This is a genomic window from Advenella sp. EE-W14 (assembly GCF_012923605.1).
GTDB lineage: Bacteria > Pseudomonadota > Gammaproteobacteria > Burkholderiales > Burkholderiaceae_B > Advenella > Advenella alkanexedens.
Genome location: NZ_JAAVNG010000006.1, coordinates 123,932 through 144,349, shown reverse-complemented (window position 1 = coordinate 144,349; position 20,418 = coordinate 123,932). Strand labels below are relative to the sequence as shown.

15 protein-coding genes are annotated in these 20,418 nt (G+C 42.3%); 1 reads left to right on the top strand and 14 read right to left on the bottom strand.

Annotation, left to right across the window (positions count from 1 at the left end):
• Positions 1 to 22: 22 nt before the first annotated feature.
• The 4 genes from HCX92_RS03030 to rfbB all read right to left on the bottom strand — a co-directional run bounded on the left by HCX92_RS03030 (position 23) and on the right by rfbB (position 3,405).
• Positions 23 to 727 carry a hypothetical protein gene (locus HCX92_RS03030; RefSeq protein ID WP_169293444.1) on the bottom strand — a complete coding sequence of 235 codons (705 nt, stop codon included), beginning with the start codon at positions 725 to 727 and terminating at the stop codon, positions 23 to 25.
• Entirely contained in the window at positions 724 to 1,293 is a 570-nt protein-coding gene (locus HCX92_RS03025; RefSeq protein WP_169293443.1) for a hypothetical protein, read from the bottom strand. Before HCX92_RS03025 ends, HCX92_RS03030 begins: the two co-directional genes overlap by 4 nt.
• Before the next feature lie 151 nt (positions 1,294 to 1,444).
• Positions 1,445 to 2,323, bottom strand: a complete 879-nt coding sequence (gene rfbA / locus HCX92_RS03020) for a glucose-1-phosphate thymidylyltransferase RfbA (protein ID WP_169293442.1) — start codon at positions 2,321 to 2,323, stop codon at positions 1,445 to 1,447.
• A complete protein-coding gene (gene rfbB / locus HCX92_RS03015) occupies positions 2,320 to 3,405 on the bottom strand; it encodes a dTDP-glucose 4,6-dehydratase (protein WP_169293441.1) in 1,086 nt (361 codons plus the stop codon). Before rfbB ends, rfbA begins: the two co-directional genes overlap by 4 nt.
• Before the next feature lie 217 nt (positions 3,406 to 3,622).
• On the opposite strand from rfbB, the gene HCX92_RS03010 reads away from it, so the two are divergent.
• Positions 3,623 to 4,906, top strand: a complete 1,284-nt coding sequence (locus tag HCX92_RS03010; protein ID WP_248289983.1) for an exopolysaccharide biosynthesis polyprenyl glycosylphosphotransferase — start codon at positions 3,623 to 3,625, stop codon at positions 4,904 to 4,906.
• Positions 4,907 to 5,081: 175 nt separating this feature from the next.
• Here the strand turns inward: HCX92_RS03010 and HCX92_RS03005 are convergent, their stop codons facing one another.
• From HCX92_RS03005 to lipA, 10 genes are all read right to left on the bottom strand, one after another.
• On the bottom strand, positions 5,082 to 6,215 hold the full coding sequence (locus tag HCX92_RS03005) for a glycosyltransferase family 1 protein (protein WP_169293440.1): 1,134 nt from the start codon (positions 6,213 to 6,215) through the stop codon (positions 5,082 to 5,084).
• 162 nt (positions 6,216 to 6,377) lie between these two features.
• Positions 6,378 to 10,982 carry an FkbM family methyltransferase gene (locus HCX92_RS03000; RefSeq protein WP_169293439.1) on the bottom strand — a complete coding sequence of 1,535 codons (4,605 nt, stop codon included), beginning with the start codon at positions 10,980 to 10,982 and terminating at the stop codon, positions 6,378 to 6,380.
• Complete coding sequence (locus tag HCX92_RS02995) at positions 10,982 to 12,208, bottom strand: ABC transporter ATP-binding protein (protein WP_169293438.1); 1,227 nt, start codon at positions 12,206 to 12,208, stop codon at positions 10,982 to 10,984. Before HCX92_RS02995 ends, HCX92_RS03000 begins: the two co-directional genes overlap by 1 nt.
• Positions 12,208 to 12,993, bottom strand: coding sequence for an ABC transporter permease (locus HCX92_RS02990; RefSeq protein WP_169293650.1), 786 nt, complete (start codon positions 12,991 to 12,993; stop codon positions 12,208 to 12,210). Before HCX92_RS02990 ends, HCX92_RS02995 begins: the two co-directional genes overlap by 1 nt.
• 36 nt (positions 12,994 to 13,029) lie before the next feature.
• On the bottom strand, positions 13,030 to 14,205 hold the full coding sequence (locus HCX92_RS02985) for a glycosyltransferase family 4 protein (RefSeq protein ID WP_169293649.1): 1,176 nt from the start codon (positions 14,203 to 14,205) through the stop codon (positions 13,030 to 13,032).
• Positions 14,183 to 15,103, bottom strand: coding sequence for an NAD-dependent epimerase/dehydratase family protein (locus tag HCX92_RS02980; protein ID WP_169293437.1), 921 nt, complete (start codon positions 15,101 to 15,103; stop codon positions 14,183 to 14,185). Before HCX92_RS02980 ends, HCX92_RS02985 begins: the two co-directional genes overlap by 23 nt.
• A 7-nt stretch (positions 15,104 to 15,110) precedes the next feature.
• Positions 15,111 to 16,145 (bottom strand): GDP-mannose 4,6-dehydratase, encoded by a 1,035-nt coding sequence (gene gmd, locus HCX92_RS02975; protein WP_169293436.1) that lies wholly within the window; start codon positions 16,143 to 16,145, stop codon positions 15,111 to 15,113.
• 56 nt (positions 16,146 to 16,201) lie between these two features.
• On the bottom strand, positions 16,202 to 17,629 hold the full coding sequence (locus HCX92_RS02970; protein WP_169293435.1) for a mannose-1-phosphate guanylyltransferase/mannose-6-phosphate isomerase: 1,428 nt from the start codon (positions 17,627 to 17,629) through the stop codon (positions 16,202 to 16,204).
• Between the two features lie 270 nt (positions 17,630 to 17,899).
• Complete coding sequence (locus HCX92_RS02965; protein ID WP_211182238.1) at positions 17,900 to 19,219, bottom strand: flippase; 1,320 nt, start codon at positions 19,217 to 19,219, stop codon at positions 17,900 to 17,902.
• Positions 19,220 to 19,327: 108 nt separating this feature from the next.
• Entirely contained in the window at positions 19,328 to 20,308 is a 981-nt protein-coding gene (lipA, locus tag HCX92_RS02960) for a lipoyl synthase (protein WP_169293434.1), read from the bottom strand.
• Positions 20,309 to 20,418 lie beyond the last annotated feature (110 nt).

Below are 20,418 nucleotides of genomic sequence, written 5' to 3'. Positions count from 1 at the left end.
ACAGGTATTGCCCATATTTAATTCACCGCTTATCACATGCTGTTATGCGTGAAAACCTTTCTCGCACAATATCAACTCTACCGCCTGGCCCTCTAATATTTCCTTCCAGAAAATGATCAAAATCAATGCCTTGCTGAATATCATAAAATTGGCTGGCGATATATTTCCTTATATCCTCATCAGCAGCATCAATTTCCCCAACCAACTCTTCTCTTCCATCAACAACAAGTAAGATATCCTCCATATCCCGGCTTAACATAAGATCATTATCACCACGTCCCTTATATGCCTCTAATTTTGTTGCTACAAAAAGTTCAGGGGGTAAAATCTTTATTACCAAATCGTCAGTTAGCTGATAAGGTTTTGACTGTTCTATTCCTCGTGCATACCATCTGTTTGTAAAGCCCAAAATTTTGGCATCATCCGGCATAAAATCCACCTTTAATGCACCCAGCCGCATGCGACAAACCACTTCATCTTCCGGTGATGCTGAAAACCCCCTGTTCCTTAATTGTTCTTCCAAAGTTGCCCACGCAGCGTAACCAGCAAGATCAACAATTAAATCAACATCATCTGTTGCCCTGACATCTTCCAAAGTAATGGGGTCAGTGATAAATAGTGCGGTTGTACACCCACCTACAAATACCAATCTTTGCCGGAGCTCACTGCCCAGTGCAACTGCCACTCTTTCCAGCATGCGTAGCAATTGTCCTTTAACTGTTGTCATTTTTTTAATAACCTTTCTTCAAGAAGTTTTGCTGCCAATCCGGCTTCTCGTGGCCTGCCCAGTCTGATTGCATCTATAAGTGCCAAGTATTCATATAGTTGTTCATCATTCTTTACCGCTTCAGGAACGGATTTAAACAGGGGTTCAACAAACTGCCCCATAATTTTACCTTCCGCGTCAGGCCAAATATAAATATATTCACCCGGGCTGATGAGAAGACTATTCAACATGGGGGCCGCAAATGCAGTGGGGATCCCCCTTGTTATGCCACCTGGCTTGACCGGGAAAACATATTTCAACCCATGCGTAATAAAGTTGCCAAGTGCTCGATGGTTTGGCCTTATACGCCCGGTTATACGATCTTTGATAGCCAAACCTGAAAATAAACTGCGATTTATAGAAGCATGGACTTCTGTTTTACTAATGCCAAGAGAAGCCGCAAGCCCCCGAATAGAATAAGGTTCATCTACACCGGTGCCCCTGGCTGGCTGGTTTAGATTACCCTCTTCCTCCTGTTTTTTCAGGCAAATGAGCTTGAGTAATATAACAATGTCCTGACCTTTCATAATTTACAGATCCAAATGTCCTTTGTCCCAGGATTAAGGACATTAAAACATAACCCAATTATTTCTGTCAATTAGCATTGATAAATTCGTAGGCTTACCGTCAAGCGCAGGGTAATCACTGGTTTTATACGCCCCCACAAATTTTCATGGTTCAACTATTTTCAAGTAAACGCAACAGATATTGCCCATACTCATTTTTTGCCAAAGGCCGGGCCAGTGCTTCAAGCTGGGCAGCACTAATAAACCCTTTGCGGTAGGCAATCTCTTCAGGGCAAGACACCTTCAGACCCTGCCGCTTTTCTATGGTTTGAATAAAATTACCCGCATCAAGCAGGCTTTCATGCGTACCCATATCCAGCCAGGCATATCCCCGGCCCATTAGCTCAACCGAAAGCTGCCCCTTATTCAAATAAGCGCAATTGCAGTCGGTAATTTCCAGTTCACCACGTGCCGAAGGCGTTAAGGCAGCGGCTATATCCAGAATCTGATTGTCATAAAAATACAGGCCGGTCACGGCGAAATTGGATTTGGGCTGCGCGGGCTTTTCTTCCAGGGAAACAACTTTGCCCTGCCCATTAAACCCAACCACCCCGTACCGTTGCGGGTCTTGCACATGATAGGCAAATACCGTGGCGCCCTCTTCCCGGGCACAGGCTTGCGCTAACTGGCGGGGCAAATCATGCCCGTAGAAAACGTTATCGCCCAATACCAGGGCAACCGAACCATTACCCACAAACTGGCGGCCAATAATAAAAGCCTGGGCCAGGCCATCGGGGCCAGGCTGTTCTGCATAGCTGATATTAAGCCCCCATTGGCTGCCATCACCCAACAAATGCTGAAACCGAGGCAAATCCCACGGCGTGGAAATAAGCAGAATATCGCGGATACCGGCCAACATTAAGGTACTTAGGGGGTAATAAATCATGGGTTTGTCGTAAACCGGCAGCAGCTGCTTGGACACCGCCAGCGTTACCGGATACAAGCGTGTACCCGAGCCACCGGCCAGAATAATACCCTTACGCTGCGTCATGCCTTACTCCCTTTACCATGCTGATGGCCATAATGCAAAGCCATCCAGTCGCGGTAAGAACCGTTTTGCACGCCCTGCACCCAGTCACTGTTATTGAGATACCACTGGACTGTTCTTTGCAAACCCGTTGTGAAAGTTTCCTGCGGGTGCCAACCCAGTTCCTGCACTATTTTAGTGCCATTAATGGCATAACGCCGGTCATGCCCGGGGCGGTCTGCCACAAAAGCAATTTGCCGGTGGTATGACTGCCCACTTGCACAAGGGTGGATTTCATCAAGCACATCACATATGGCTTGCACAACATCCAGATTAGTGCGTTCATTGCCACCACCAATGTTGTAAGTGTCCCCCGGTATGCCTTTGGCCAATACCGTCGAAATGGCCGCACAATGATCGCCTACATACAGCCAGTCACGTATTTGCAAGCCGTCCCCATAAATGGGCAAAGGCCTGCCTGCCAGCGCATTCATAATCACCAGTGGAATAAGCTTTTCAGGAAACTGACGCGGGCCATAATTATTACCGCAATTGGTGGTTAACACAGGCAAGCCATAAGTATGGTGCCACGCCCGCACCAAGTGATCAGAGGCCGCCTTACTGGCAGAATACGGGCTGTTAGGCTGGTAGCATGACAATTCTGTAAATGGCGGGTCTTCGGGCAATAAAGAGCCATAAACCTCGTCAGTAGACACATGCAGGAAACGAAAATTGTGCTTATCTGAACCCGCCAATGTATGCCAATAAGCACGAACGCATTCCAGCAAACTGAAGGTGCCCACAATATTGGTTTGTATGAAGCTGGCCGGCCCATGAATGGAACGGTCCACATGCGATTCGGCCGCAAAATTAATAATTGCCCTAGGCCGATATTGGGTTAACAGCTGGGAGATGGTATTTTGGTTGGCAATATCGGTTTGAACAAAATGGTAGCCGGGGTGATTTTCAATAGAAGACAGGCTTTGCAGATTGCCAGCATAAGTGAGCTTGTCTATATTTACAACGGGCTCACCAGATTGGCCAAGCCAATCCAGGATGAAATTACTGCCTATAAAACCGGCGCCACCGGTTACGAAAATTGTCATAGTAAACTTTAAATTTGCCCAGAATCACACAAAACAATTACCAATTATTATGCTTGTTCAAGATTGTCATCTCTTCAAGTGTTATTTACGGGTATATTACTAGTGTTTTTATAATCAGCATAAATCATATTATTTCAAAAATTGAAAGTTTATATGCATGCCATTGTAATCTTCCACAGTGCACTAAAATGAAAAATTTCGGTAAACTCTTAACATTATGCGCTTAACATCCCAGTCACGTTTTCATAAGCTGTATGAAAAAATCCTGCTTTCCCGCTTTGTCTCAATGCTGCTGGGTTTTATATTGTGCGTAGTATTACCTTTTTATATCCATTACGGTTTCAAGAATTACTACTACATTGATCAAGGCCAGTTTAATGCCTTAATAATTAGTTCAATTGCCTTCGTCCTTACCCACATCTGGTGCAACTACTTAACCAACTCTTACCCAGGCGGAAGATCGGCAGCCTTGCTGGCGCCACAGATTCTTACCGTTTACGGTTTTTGCATTCTGGCAACCTTCCTGTTTTATTTTCCCGTTTCAAGGCTGATTTTAGTAACCAGTGGTTTAACCACCCTGTTCTGGTTGCACATAGAATACATACTTACCTTTAGAATGCGCAAACCCAAACTGGCCGTAGTCAATCAAGCCAAAACGCAGGAATTGATCGCGCTGAATAAAAAAGGTCATGACATTCGTGTCCTGGAAACGCCCAACCTGAATAATGTCCGCTATGATGCCGTGGTTGCCGACTTTAAAAGCATCACCCCAGAGTGGGAACGTTTTCTAACCCAATGTGCCCTTAACCGCATTCCAGTTCTTAACTCGGAGCAGGTTTTTGAATCCCTGACGGGTCGAGTCAGGATTAGACACATGACAGAAAACAATATTGGATCTTTGCTGCCTTCACCCTTGTTTGAGTTTATTAAGACCTGTTTTGATTGGGTTGTTGTACTTCTGACACTTCCCATCACCTTGCCCTTGGTGCTTGTTACCGCCCTGCTGGTAAAACTGGAATCCTCAGGACCAGCTTTTTTCTGCCAAACCAGGGTTGGCTTGGGCAACAAGCCATTCAGGATGTATAAAATCAGAAGCATGCGTCATGATATTGAGGCAGAACATAACGAAGCGTTTGCCGAAGAAGATGACCCCAGAGTTACCCGCATTGGCAAAATCATCAGAAAATTGCGTATTGATGAATTACCACAGCTTTTGAATATACTGAAAGGTGAAATGAGCCTGATTGGCCCCAGACCTGAACAGCCCAGTTTTGTAGAAGAGTATGACCAAAAAATACCCTTTTACAGCTACCGGCATGTCGTGAAGCCAGGCATAACTGGCTGGGCACAGGTAAGATATGGGTATACCTCGGATGTTAATGAAGCCCAGATCAAGATTGAACATGATTTCTTTTATATCAAACATTGCTCAATCTCGCTGGATTTTTACATTACGTTATTGACTATAAAGACTATGCTTACTGGATTTGGGGCTAGATGACTGGAGTTTGACAGTTAAAAAATGAGAATCAAAGTGTCGAACTAGGGCAACCACAGGTACTGAATAAAGAGAAACATCCATGACGCATCAAAACCTAGTTAAATAAATGGACATCGATATTGCTAGAATTTAAAACTGATCACAAATCCGCCTGAAAATTAAGCACATTAACCATTCAAAATTTTTGATAAACCGCAATTGTTTCCAGCGCACACCGCTCCCATGAAAAACCTGCTGATCGCTGCAATCCTTGTGTAACAGCCTTCGTTCTCCAGGTATTATCTTCCAAACCCTTTAGAAGATGCATGGTTAACGTTTCGACATCCATGGAGGCACACATGAGCGCAGCAGAACCTACCACCTCCGGCAAAGAAGAACTGTCAGAACAAACAACAGGCACACCCGAACTCATTGCTTCCAGCACGGGCAGTCCAAACCCTTCATAAAGAGAAGGGAAAGCAAATAATCTTGCTCCCGCGTATAAACCTGGTAAATCTTCTGCTGGCAAAAAACCTAAGTATCGGGCCCATCCTTGTCTTTCAGCGTCTTTAATTCGTTCATGAATGGCATCACTTTGCCATCCTTTATAACCTGTCAGAATCAAAGGCCATTCACGCCTAACGCTTACAGGCAAACGCGCATAAGCATCCAGTAACGTGACAATATTCTTACGTGGTTCTATAGTGCCAACAAAAAGGCAGTATCCTTGGTATTGAAGCTGATAGTGCTTTAACACAGGTTGCAATTCAACCTTAGGATAAGGCTGAAACTCAGGTGCGCTGGCCAATGGAACCGCATGTATTTTTTCCAGTGAAAGACCTGAAAACTCGGCAAGTTCACGGCGAGTAAACTCTGAGTCGGTAATTAATTGATCAGCTCTATCAATTGTCGTACGAAGTTCTTTCTGCAAGTAACGAACTTTTACCTGATCATGACATTCAGACCAAGTGAATGGTGAAAGGTCATGAAAAGTTGCCACCTTCCTGCCGGGAAATACAGGAAGAAAGAAATTGGGGCTATGGTAAATATAATCACCATGCTTTCGCAAGGCTTTGGAACGAAGCCATGGCATCAATAAACGATATGCCTCCATGACCAGATAGCTCTTTTGAACCATCCGCTTCAGACCATGCGCATGAGTACCCTGCGAGTCAGGTTGAGGTAACCCCTGCAAGAAACGAGTTGTTGAAAACAATTTCAACTCATCAATGCAAACAGACATTTGCAACGCTTTGGCCAATTCATACGTATAGCGACCAATCCCTGTCAGAGGGAACCGTATAGGTTCGACATTTAATATAACTTTCACATTACAACATCCAGGCAAGCACTTATTTGACTATTTTCACAACTTTTACAAGTTTTATTATCTTATTTATAACGATCACAGTTGAGAAAATTCTGATTATCTATTTAATTTTTATATTCGAATAAGATATATATTATTGGCTAAACAATCAAAATTAAATATTTATAGCAAGTTACCGATAAACAATTCGGAATTATGAGCCACCAAAAAAATTGCTGCAACATTTCCCCATGAATTATCCAACGCATAATTCATTGATTTATTTGAAAGTGTATTATATTTTTCAGCATTTAATAAAGTCTCTATGATTGCACTCGCAATTTGGTCCGGCTCAGCTTTTACTGTAATTGCAACCTCCCTAATTTCATCAAATATTTCAGCGTCGGAAATAAGCAATGGTAAACCAACAGAAAGACAATCAGCTGCTGTAGCACTACCTCCTTCATTACTACTTTCATATGGCAATACCGCAATATCAGCTTTTGACAACTCATCTATAACCAGTTTTTTTTCTAAAAACTCAGTATCTAAAATTACATTATCTACTAAGTTAAGTTTAATAATTTCCTTTTCACATGCCTTTAACTCAAGTCTGGAGTCTTCGCTAGGATACAATGCACATTGTATTCGCAATTTACTCTCAGGAAATTTCTGCAGCACAGATGGCATAGCACGAATCAAAGAAATAACCCCCTTATGCTTACGTAAAAACCCAGTTGTTATAATGACAGGGGGTTGCTGGATCCAATTTCTATTAATAATATTTTTAGACTTAACAGACTCGTCTATATCTATCCCCAAAGGAACTTGATCCAAGACTACCCCATACTCCTTTGCCAAAAGAACCTCTGACATACGATGAGAAAAAATAGGGACCCCCATGCTATTCAATCTGCGCATCGCACCAGCTGACTCTTCAACAAAGTTATGTAATACAACGGTCACTAAAATTTCATGCTCTTTCGTTTGCAATACAAAGTCAACTAACTTATCTGGATCATAAAATCCTGGATGGTATTGAATAATTAAATGTGTAGCTCCCCAGTCCACCATACTCTCTATTGCACGCAAATCAATAACACTATTTTTCCATTCGATATTGTCATAGAACCAAACAATATCTTTTGAAATATCTAGTTTTTCTAAATCTGGCTCTTCATTTGCAGTTCTTCCTGCTAACAAAAGATTAGAAATGCCTTTTTTCTCATACATATTAATAATATTACGCGTATATTCACCAATACCGCACTTTAGCCCCATCGTACTCAAATGTGCCACCCGAACTTTGGATTTAACATCAGAAGATTCCATTAAGGCAGCACCTTTACGCCTGAAATGAACCTTCCTAACTAAACGTCCAAGTTCGGGCGAAATGGATTCCCAAGCATACCGAGCTTCAACAAGACTACGATTTTCTTGTCCACCAACTTTAGCCATTAAACGTTTTGAATACAAATGACGTACTGCATTGACCAAATCATCCCGATCAGCAAGAAATAACCCAGAGGAACTCTGTTGTGCAATACCTCTTGCTCCGATTGAAGTAGTGACTACTGGCAAACCAGCAGACATAAAATCAAACATTTTAATATTAGTTCCTGACCCTGCAAACATCGGATTGATGGCAAAGTCACAAGCGCGTAACCAACGAACTTTGTCCAATTCTTCTAAAAAACCGATCACACGAACATTCATTGGTAAATGTTCTGGTAATCGACTACAAACGCCACCTCCAATAACGAAGATAATTTCAGGCAACTCATAAGCGAGATGCTCAACGATGAATAAGGCTGCCTCAACATTCGGCGCATAGTCACTACCAATAAAAAAACCTACAAAAGCTTGCTCTGAAATATCTAACCCTTTACGCTCTTTCAGCTTTTCATCTACAGTTGCCGGTTGAATTGCACTACTAAATACTCCATTAGGGACAACATGAATTCGCTCTCTCTGCCACCCATAGCGAGCAACAAAACCGTTAATATCATCTTCAGAACAAGCGAGAATTAAATCCGCATGATCCCCAGCAATTTTTTCGTCATTGATTACATTCTCTAATATTAATTTCTCAAATGGATTATTAAGATTTAATAGTTTGCTTCGTAAGCTAGCCTCTACATTATGAGAATCATAAATCACGGTTTTACCTTCTAACAACTGACTATCAACTAATGGAGCTACCCACGGATGAGAAAATATAACCACATCAGCCCATTTGACCGCATCAAATGTTTCCTGTAAATAATCAGGTGAAAGATAAGCCTGCTGGGAAAACAGCATATCAATGACTGTTTTTCCGCCTGCTTTTCGCGCAGCATCCAAAGCTTCTTCATGATGAAGGGAACTTAACGGGACATCAATTTCTTCAAAATTTGGAGTAATGGCATGACGCCGGAATCTTTCTCCCGGCCAATCAAACGTCCCCACATATCTGGTCTGTATATCTACCCCAAGAGCATGATAAAGACCTAACAAACGTTGCCGACCCCCACCAACCGCCGGAATGATTGGCTGCATGTCTAAGACTGCCACCTTGAGTGGCACAGGTTTATTTAATCGTGCGACTTTAATATCAGGAAACCCAACCTCCAAAAGACGATCAGCAACATGCGACCATTTAACATGAGCGGTTTTTTCACGACCAGCCTTACCCATGCGAGCAGCAAGTTTTCTATCATTCCAAAGCTGTTCAAAAGCCAAACAAATACTTTCTGGATTAGGATCACAAACCAATCCTGTCACACCATCAATAACGAACTCAACCGGCTCTCCTGAGTCAGTACAAGTAACCACTGGTTTTCCACTAGCAAAGGCTTCCAAAGTAACGTATCCATAATCCTCTCTAAGAGGAAGGAAAGGGACAGCTAATGACTTTGCATAAAGCTCCCTTAATTTTTCATCCTCTACTCTTCCTACAAATTCGATTCTCTTATCACCTTCTGCTAATTGTCGAAGCGACTGCTCTGCTTCACCCGTTCCAGAAATAATCAATTTAAGCGGTAGCTTTGAAAGCCTTACTGCCCTTATCGCAAGATCAACTCTTTTCCATGCATGTAACCGACCTGGCATATAAAAATAATCACCAATGCCATGATCATACAATCCATCTACAACGACTCCTGGGTATAACACCTCAGCATCACTATCATTCCATAATCGAAGTCGACGAGAAACCTCTTTCGCAATAGAAAACCGATATTTTATTTGTTTAAAAGCCTTTGAGTCTTCTTTATGAATCCAATTACGCTGTTCAATGAGCGTATTATCTTTATTCGGAAACACAACATCAAACATGTCATAAAAAACACGAATAGTATGAATTAAATACATAATATGATTCCGATGCTTTACAACATAAGTTGGCGCCTTCGTCGAAATAACTAAGTCATATTCATCTAGGTCTAATTGGGAAAAAGCAGCATAACCCTGTTGAATAGTATCAAAACTTGATTCATTGAAAACAAGATGTATCAAATCAACATCACAGCCATTTTTCCGTAAAGCATTAGCTAACCCCTCATAAAAACGCTCAGCACCGCCAATTGTTCCATCTGCGGCTCCTGGGACCAGGATAGCAACTCTCCTGTCATTATATAAACCAATTTCCCCAACATCTGAGTCGACTAAGGTTAATGATCCGCGAGCATAAACAGTTGAATAATTTTGACTACCATACTTGGATTTTTGATATATTCCCCGTAATTTTCTATCCAGCGAAGGAAACATTGCACTTAATTGCTTCAGCCGATTTTTCAGGGTTGGTTTCTTTTTAACGTAGGATATTACTGAAACAATCATATTCCCTAATTTTTTCTTAATTTTTAATTTCATTGAAACAGCCGCTCGCCTCAAAATAGAAAAATCACCATCAATAATGCGCTTTACCACACGAAATGGTTTCGTCACAAACCAAGATGTACTAGCATAGACGGCTTCAAGTTGCATCAAATATTCCCTTGAAGCAACCTCTGCCTGCTCTGCTTTCACTTCTGCCTGTTCTGCTTTCACTTCTGCCTGCTCTGCTTTCACTTCTGCCTGCTCTGCTTTCACTTCTGCCTGCTGCAACTTAGCTTCAGACTGCAATTGAGTATATTTAATATAATCATCAAAAACATTAGGGGGATAACGAAATGCAGGCTTGAGATTTATACGCTCATTGGGTATATAAAACTGATTTAACCCATCGTTATAAACATTTAGAAAATTTGATTCGGTTAAAATAGACTCCCATTCTGTATAGGCTTCAACTGTTGAATTAGGAATAGTTGCCTCTACCACTACAACCCAAGGCCTATACTTGAAAAAATCCATTCCTTCCAATACCGATTTTTCAAGCCCTTCAACATCCACCTTAAGAAAATGTATGTCTTTTCTAGCATACTGCTCACAGATATCTGTAAGGGTTAACATTGGAACTGTTTGCTTACTACCGGTATGACCTTCTTCCTGGTGCTTCTTGATAACCTCTTCAGACGCCGTTGCCCAACCACGAACATCGGTCTCCCAAAGTTCAATTTCACCATTAGTATTACCAACGGCAACCCGTAAATTCACGTCTTCTGGCCGATCTTTTACTAAGTCTTGATAATGTGAATTTAATGGTTCTATATTAATTCCACGCCATCCGTTTTCATAAAACAGCTTGGTAACAGAGTCAATGACCGGGTCATTTGCGCCAACATCAATATAGAAGCCATTTTCAATATCTTTTAACACTCGCCAAAGCATTACATCTTCGAAGTTCTGGGCGTAAGAAATGATTGTCATTAATTTACCACCTCAATTTCAGGCTCTATCCACGAGGTTCCAACAAAAAACACCTTAGACATATTCACCACGTTAAAAATCAGCGCCAAATCACGCCACTCATAGTTTTTTTCAAGATGCGTATCGGTACTTGTCAAGGCAGTCTGCACAGAATAAGTACCCGGCCCCAGATTGGCTGGAAATTTGATATTAAAAACATACCGTTCACCCGTCTTAAGATTCTCAACAACCTGTTTTGTATGATAGGTATTCGTTCCATACATTACCTGGCCTAGCCTGTCTTTAATACCATACCCCATCACCAACTTGGAAACCGATTCATGAACCGTAACAGTTACCCGTAACGTCACATTCTGACCAACATCAATCACTTCAACCTGTTGATCCTCTTCATTAATCAACCTTATATCTGTAACAGTCACCTCTCCCGAGCCAGAGATAGTCTGGACTTTGCCGTCCTCTTGAACTTTTTGTTCGACTTTAACTTTATTATCCCCCTTGTCAGCAAGCAAGGCATTGTAATAATCCATCACCGCTTCCGGCTCACCTTCCATTACCATTCGCCCTGCATTCAAAAGTATTGCTCTATCACAGATACTTTGAATGGCCGTTTTATCATGGCTCACAATTAACAAGGTTGTACCCTGTCCATTAAATTCGCGTATGCGATCAAAACTCTTGTGCTGAAAGTAGGAATCCCCCACTGAAAGCGCTTCATCAATGATCAAGACATCCGGCCGTTTTGCGGTAGCCACACTGAATGCCAGGCGCATTTGCATACCACTGCTGTAAACGCGAACCGGCATGTCAATATAGTCACCAATTTCAGCAAAAGCCTCTATGGCAGGCATTAAGCTGGAAATTTCCTCTACTGAGTATCCTATTAATTGCCCGGCCATATATACGTTTTGCCGTCCGGTAAAATCAGGATGAAATCCAATACCAAGTTCTAGCAATGCTGCCACACGGCCGGCAATATTAATACTGCCTGTCGTGGGTTGAGTGGTGCCGGTAATCATTTTTAGCAAGGTACTTTTCCCTGCACCATTAATACCGATTATCCCAACCGCTTCACCAGCACCAACAGTGAAATTGATATCTTGCAACACCCATTTCAAATCATGATATTTACGTTTTCCCGGCAACACCCATTCTGCCAACCTGGACCAGCGTGTTTTATATTGTTTATATGCCTTGCCGACATTATTTACTGTGATTGTTCCCATTACAGTTCGTCCACCATGTCACCGGCGTGTTTGCGGAATAAACTCAACCCCACAAAACACAAAATCAATGCTTCAATCCCCACCAACCATAATGAGTTCCAGTTTGGCCATTGAGCATGAACCAATATTGTTTGAAGTGCTTGTACAATTGGTGTCATCGGGTTGAATTGCAAATAATTTTGAGCCCATTGCGGCAAGATACTGGATACATATACAATAGGTGTAAGCCAAAACCAGAACTGAAGCACAATTCCAAAGAGCTGTCCTACATCACGAAAGAACACATTCAATACGCCAATAGTAATACCCAAACCAATGGCAAATAGCACTAATAATATCAAGACAGGGAATACACCCAAGAAATAAATTCCTGGAAATTGCCCTGTTATCAGTAAAAAAATGGTAAAAATACTAAACACTATAGTGAAATTAAGCAATGCGTTCACAATCACAATCACTGGCAAGCATAGCCGCGGAAAACTAAGCTTTTTCAATAAACCTGCATTATCCAAAAACACATTTTGTGAACGGCTTACTATTTCAGAAAACAATCCCCAGGTTAAAACACCTGCGCATAAATAAATACTATATGCATATGGGAAATCCACACCAGGCAAACGGGCACGCATAATCTGGGAGAAGATAACGGTATAGACAATAATCATTGCCAACGGATTCAATACCATCCATGCCGCACCTAAAAGTGAATTCCTGTACTTGGACTGGAATTCCCGTTTCACGCTCCCCTTGATGAAACCCCTATAGTTCCATACGGCGTGTATCATTTGTGTAAAGACCACAATTAAATCCTTGGTTATTCTCTATTCTGAATCACACAACGCGGCAGACTCCACGTTAAGGCATTTGTTATATAGTTCTGCATAACGTTGCATCATTCGCTCTGCCGTATAATAACGTTCATAACGCTGTTGCGCATTATGGCCATATTGCTTTGCCAACTCTGGCGCATTCCACAGTTGTTCCATAGCACTTGCAAATGCATCAGGATTTTGTGGCGGTACAACTACGCCAGTCTCTTTATCCTGATTAATATATGTGGTACCTGTACCAATTTCACAGGTAATCATGGGCTTGCCATACATAGAGGCCTCAACCAGGACGATGCCGTAGGCTTCGGTACGGGTAAAAGATGGGAAAACAAAACAGTAACTCAAGTATAACAAGGCATATTTGTCATTTTCAGAAACCGGCCCAACAAACATCACATTTGACAGCCCTTTCTTTTGCACAGCCTCTTTTAAGCGCGCTTCTTCTGAACCTGCCCCCGCAATAACTATCGGATAAGGAACCCTGGCAGCCGCCTCTACTAAGGTATCTAGCCCCTTGTAGTAACGCAAGGCACCAATAAACAGGAAAAATGGTCCAGAAAGAACATTTTCCCAGTGCCTTATTCGTTCCCAAATTTCGTCAGTGAGTGGTACCGGTGCAATACCGATAGGAATAGTAGATAGCTTACTGGGAAATTCCCTTAGCACAGCGCTACTTTGCGCATAATTGGGAGAGGTCGCGACAATGGCTTGTACACTTTTCAAAAACTGCCGCTGAACGGGTTTATATAGTTGCAACAGAAATTTCTGTTTAATAATGTCGGAATGATATGTCACTACAGACGGTTTTCCATGGCCCGCAGAAAAGTGCAGTAAATCCATGACAGGCCAAGGAAAATGATAGTGAATAAGATCAAAATCCCTGGCGATTTTACGGAAGTGCCTAAAGGCGGACATAGAGAACGTGGTTGATGCCAGTTCAAAATCCTGCTTGACCCGATAGACGCAATGACCATCGTAAATATCATCGCTGGACGCAGACACATTTTTACTTAATGTAAATACTTCGGCATGTATCCCATACTGTGCACTATGTGTAGCCAGTTGATAAATAACTTCCTCGATACCACCGTAAGTATCGGGATAATATGTTTTAAAAACATGAAGAACTTTCAATACAGGCTCACTATTCTTGTGATAATGCTGCATCACCCGCCAGCATCCAGGTCAGGGTGTGTTTTATATCTATTGGTTGCCAATCTGGAATTAAAGAATGTAATAGGCTGGAATTTCCGGTTAGCGTTTTGACTTCATTTTCCCGCACAAAGGCAGGATTAACTTTTACCGTTAAAGTGTGGCCTGTAATTGCCTCACAAATCCTAATAATATCGCCCAGCGAGATTGCTTTCCCTGTGCTGACATTTATTATTTTACCAATAGCAGACGGTACCTCAAGCAATTGCCTATATGCCCTTGCTACTGCCCGGACATCGCCAAAATCACGCCAGACTTCAGTATTTCCCAATTCAAGCTCAGCTTTGCGTTCACGAAAATGCGAAACAATTTTGGGAATCACAAAGTGTTGTTCCTGCCCTACTCCCGTATAGTTAAATGGGCGAGTTATGATAATTGGCAACTTGTTACGGTAAGTTCTGGACATGAACTCCATGGCCAGCTTGCTAACTGCATAATCATTAACCGGATCAGGAGTAGTCTGTTCAGACAGGCTACCTGAAGACGAATTCCCGTAAACATTTGCGCTACTGGCCAGCAACACGGATTTTAAATTTTGCCCCGGGGCACTAAGCGCCTGGAGCAAATACCGGGTTCCCACCAGATTTACATCATAAAAAGCCTTGACATCACCATGCCCCACAAAGGCAACGGCAGCCAAGTGTATGACATGATCGGGCTTAATATCATTAATTGTCTTGCTTAACTGGTCATAATCAAGCAAATCAACCTGATAATAATTTTCTCGGGTAGCGGGTCTGGAACCCAGTTCGATGACCTGATATCCCGCTGACTTCAGTTCACGAACAACGTATTGCCCGGTAAACCCTGAAGCTCCTGTTACTAAAACCTTATTCGGCTGAGATGATTTCATGATGTTATCAGAATGAAAAGCCCTGCTCGTTACGGCGCAGATCTTCTTTAACCATCATTTCACACAATGACTCAAGTGAAGTTTTTGGCTCCCATCCCAATACAGCCTTGGCTTTGGAAGGATCGCCAATTAACAGATCCACTTCTGCTAGACGATAGAATTTCGGATTGACTCTCATCACTACTTTGCCATCTGCAACATTAACGGCTGTTTCGTTTTCGTCTTTACCAGAGAATTCAAGTTCAATACCCACTGCCTTGAACGCCAGACGAACAAAATCACGAACAGTTTCGGTTCGATTGGTGGCTAACACAAATGTATCTGGCTGAGCGGCTTGCAAAATACGCCACATGCCTTCAACATATTCCTTGGCATAACCCCAATCACGCTTAGCATCCAGGTTACCCAATTCCAATACATCCAACTTGCCCAGCTTGATTTTGGCAACGCTGTCGGTAATTTTTCGGGTCACGAATTCACGTCCGCGCAAGGGGCTTTCATGATTGAAAAGAATTCCGCTACTGCCAAAAATATCGTAACTTTCGCGGTAGTTAACCGTCATCCAATGAGCAAACAGCTTGGATACACCATAAGGGCTACGCGGATAGAATGGGGTATCTTCATTCTGAGGAATCGTTTGTACTTTACCAAACATTTCAGAGGTACTTGCCTGATAATACCGAATTTTTGTATTAATCAAACGAATGGCTTCGAGTAAATTCAAGGCTCCCAAGCCTGATATTTGAGCAGTGGTTGTGGGTTGATCAAAACTAACCCCTACAAAGCTTTGTGCTGCAAGATTATAGATTTCGTCTGGCTCACACTTTTGAACCAGGGAAATACTGGCACCCAAATCTGTAAGATCGTATTCAACAAGATGAAGATTTGGATGATTCTGGATTCCGAGCTCTTCTATGCGCCAGAAATTAACAGAACTGGTTCTACGATAAGTACCATATACGGTGTAACCTTTTTCAAGCAGAATTTGACTTAAATAGGCGCCATCCTGACCTGTAACACCCGTAATAATAGCCTTTTTCATTGTATTAATATTCCTTGTAAATTGGATTTCACAACTACCAAATAATTGTAAAAGAATTATTGCTCAACGCGACCATATACATCCTGGAATCGGACGATGTCGTCTTCACCAAGGTATTCTCCGCTTTGCACTTCAATTAAAACCAGATTTATCACTCCAGGGTTTTCCAGACGATGCCTGTGTCCAGCAGGAATATAGGTAGACTCATTAGTGTTAACCAACATTTCCTGCTCACCGTTTACTACCTTTGCCATTCCGCTAACAACAATCCAATGTTCACTGCGATGATGATGCATTTGCAAGCTCAGGCGTCCACCCGGTTTAACTTCCAGACGCTTGATTTTAAAACGGTCACTGTTTTCCAGAACAGTATAACTACCCCATGGGCGGTAAACGGTACGGTGCCATTTATAAAGTTCATTGCCGTTCTGCTTTAATGTTGTATATATTTTTTTAACATCCTGGCTATAGTCCTTGTTGGCAACTAACAGTGCATCGGGCGTATCCACAATCACCAGATTTTCCAGACCAATGGCCCCCACAAAGCGCTCTTCACTTTTGATATAGCAGTTTTTTACATTTTCCAGCAAAGCTTCGGCTTCAACCCGGTTGCCATTTTCATCAGACTCTCCAACTGCACTTAAGGCCGCCCAGGAACCAATATCGCTCCAGCCAATATCACAGGGCACAACAGATACTACATTTGATTTTTCCATAACGGCATAGTCAATGGAAATATCCGGTACAAGACGGAATGTATCAGCATCAAGGCTAAGCTGCTTTTGCTTTTCTCCTGAGAGTTCCTTGGAGGCGGACAAGCACATTTTGACTGACGCTACAACATCCGGGCAATAGGCTTCAAGCTCTTGCAAGATAGTATCAACACGGAAACAGAACATTCCGGAGTTCCAATAAAAACGCCCGGAATCCATGTATTCCTGAGCGACTTTAATCTCTGGTTTTTCAACGAAACGGACAACATCCGAACCATTGGCCTCTATGTAACCATACCCAGTTTCAGGATGAGTTGGCTTAATTCCAAACGTCACTAAACGACCACTTTCTGCCAGTTTAACCGCTTTGTCTACTGCTGCCCGAAATGCTTCTTTATTGGAAATAAGATGATCTGCAGCCAAAACCAGCAATATGGCATCATCCCCAAATTCCTTTCTAACGTACATGGCAGCACTTACGATAGCTGCGGCCGTATTACGTCCAAAGGGCTCCAGAATATAGTTACTGCGGATATTTTTCAGCTTTAACTCTGCTAATTCATCTTCTGTCTGAAAAAACAACTCTCGGTTTGTAACGGTAATAATGTCGTTGACGCCATCTATTGAAAACCCACGAAGAAAAGATTTTTGCAACAAACTTTGATTATCAGTCAAGCGAATAAAGGGCTTGGGATGCCCTTCCCGGGAAACAGGCCAAAGACGGGAGCCGGCACCACCACACAAAATCGTAGGTATTAATTTAGAGGTCATTACACTATTTCCATAATTTCAAGAGACCGAAACACGAAACTTTACCATACTGTAACTGACACATTCCAGTTACATGGTTTTTATATGTTTCTGAGGTATTTTTTATACATTCAAACAGCATTTAATGCGGAAATATATACTAAATAGATTGCATAAACACCACTTAACAACGCTCAATAAGATTGATTAACATAAATTCACAATGAATCTACTATCAAATTTTAAGCAATATTACTTAAGTAAACCGTATGATTTTATATCATGGCCTCTTCATTTAAATGCTCTGAAAGGCAAAAAAACTGCTTGCGTTTTTAAAAACAGTTGTGCATGAAGCCTTTTATCAAAAAAGTCATACATATAGTTTGCAATGAACTGAGCAACTAGGGTTGCCACTGCCGCCCCTACCAAACCGTACTTTGGAATCAAAATCAAATTAAGGCCTACATTGGCAACAGCACCTGCGAGAGTACGTTGAAAATCAATTTTTATAAGATTTTCAGCCATCAGGTATTTATAAAATGCCACACCAATAAAAACAAAAACCGATGCCCATACATGAATCACAAGCACCTTCCCGGCAGGTAAGTATTCCTTGCCATACAATAATGTAACCAGCCAGTCACTTAGCAAAGTCATGATCAGTGCAATAATGATTGCCATCCATACCAAAAAAGTATAAAGACGCTGAATTCTTTTTTGATATAACTTTTTGCTTTCTTTCTTGGCATTTAAAATGGCCGGAAAAAGCGAAGACGTCAAAAGCACAGGTATAAAGTAAAAGGCCTCACTTAATCTTACGGCTGCTGCATAAATACCCACTTCATACTCTCCCAGCATTTCTTTAATCATAATCTGGTCTATACGCATATAAATTGTCACAACCAGTGAAGATAAAATAAGTGGCCATGAGTTTTTAAGCAGTTTTTTTGCCACTTCAACATTAAAGCATTTAAAAAAACTCGCATTGCCTCTGGTTAGATAGGCAACATAGTAACTGACTGCCAGGCTAAACATGTCAAAGCTACTTACACACACAAACCAGAATAATTCAGCCTTAGTCACCACAAGATAAACTTTAATAATTGAAGATAATAAAAGTTGAATAACCTTGCAAAGAGAGACCACCTTGGCCAAAACCTGAGACTGGAAATAAAATCCTACAACCTCGAAGCTTTGAAAAACAAGGCCGGATATAATAATGAAAATGTAAAGATTGGTAGTGGCATCATTGGAAGTAAACGGCACAATACATGCCACTAATATCATTACCAGGAATGCCCCCATGACTTTCAACCAAAAAGCAGTCCCAAGAAATACATCCCGCTGCTCTGGCTTACTCACCAACTCTCGCACCAAAATATCGTCCAACCCCAGCTTGGCAAAGCCTACAAAGATAGCCGTGAAGGCGAGAACATAATTAAATACCCCATACTGCTCAGGACCAAGGTAACGTGCTACCCATATTCCAACCAATAAGCTTGCAATAATACGTAGCACCTGTTCAGCTAACAGCCACGAGGTATTGGCCATATAACGCCATAAGCCCTGATGGTTTTTAAGGGCAATAATTTTACCTAGTAACGTTGCCAAGACTTTTCCTCTGTAAATAAGCATGTTGGTTAGAGAAAGTGTTCCAGTCAACAAAAATGCCCTGCTTTTTTAGCAGAGCATTTTATATTTTTAAATCACCAAAACTGTTCACACACCAGCCGCATGCGCCTGCTGATCCGCATGATAAGAAGACCTTACCATCGCCCCCACCGCTGCATGGGTAAAGCCCATTTTGTAGGCCTCTTCCTCAAACATTTTGAAGGTATCAGGGTGCACATAACGCGTCACGGGCAAGTGATGCTCGGAAGGCTGCAAGTACTGGCCGATGGTCAGCATTTCAATATCATGCTCACGCATGTCACGCATGACCTGCAGGATTTCTTCATCGGTTTCACCCAGGCCAACCATTAAGCCAGATTTGGTGGGAACATTTGGGTGACGGGCCTTGAAGTCTTTCAGCAGTTTTAACGAGTGCATGTAATCGGCCCCCGGGCGAGATTGCTTGTATAAACGGGGTACGGTTTCCAGGTTATGGTTCATGACATCGGGCACACCTTGGGCAAAAATATCCAGGGCCTTTTCCAGGCGGCCACGAAAATCGGGCACCAGTACTTCAATGGTAGTTAGGGGCGAACGTTCACGCACTTCATTAATACATTCAACAAAGTGACCAGCGCCACCGTCCAGCAGGTCATCGCGGTCTACCGATGTAATCACCACGTATTTCAGGCGCATTTGCGCAATGGATTTGGCCAGGTTGGCCGGTTCGTTAACATCCAGCGGATCTGGGCGGCCATGACCCACATCACAAAAGGGGCAGCGGCGGGTACATTTATCACCCATAATCATGAAGGTGGCCGTGCCCTTGCCAAAGCATTCACCTATGTTCGGGCAGGAGGCTTCTTCACACACGGTAAACATATCGTTTTCGCGCAGAATACGCTTGATGTCGTTAAATTGCGAGTTGGGTGCGGCGGCCTTTACACGAATCCAGTCGGGTTTTTTTAAACGCTCGGCAGGAATGATCTTGATAGGAATACGCGACGTTTTTTCAAATGATTTTTGTTTTTTGGTGGCGTCGTAATTGGCGTTTTTTGAAGCGGGTGTTACGGCTGAATCGGTACTCATGATATGTCTTACCTTGCAGTTTATCTGGCGCATGCCCGGTTTTACCGGGCAGAATTGTTCATTTTAACGTTATTCAATCCGCAATACTTGAAAACCCTTGAGTCCTTACG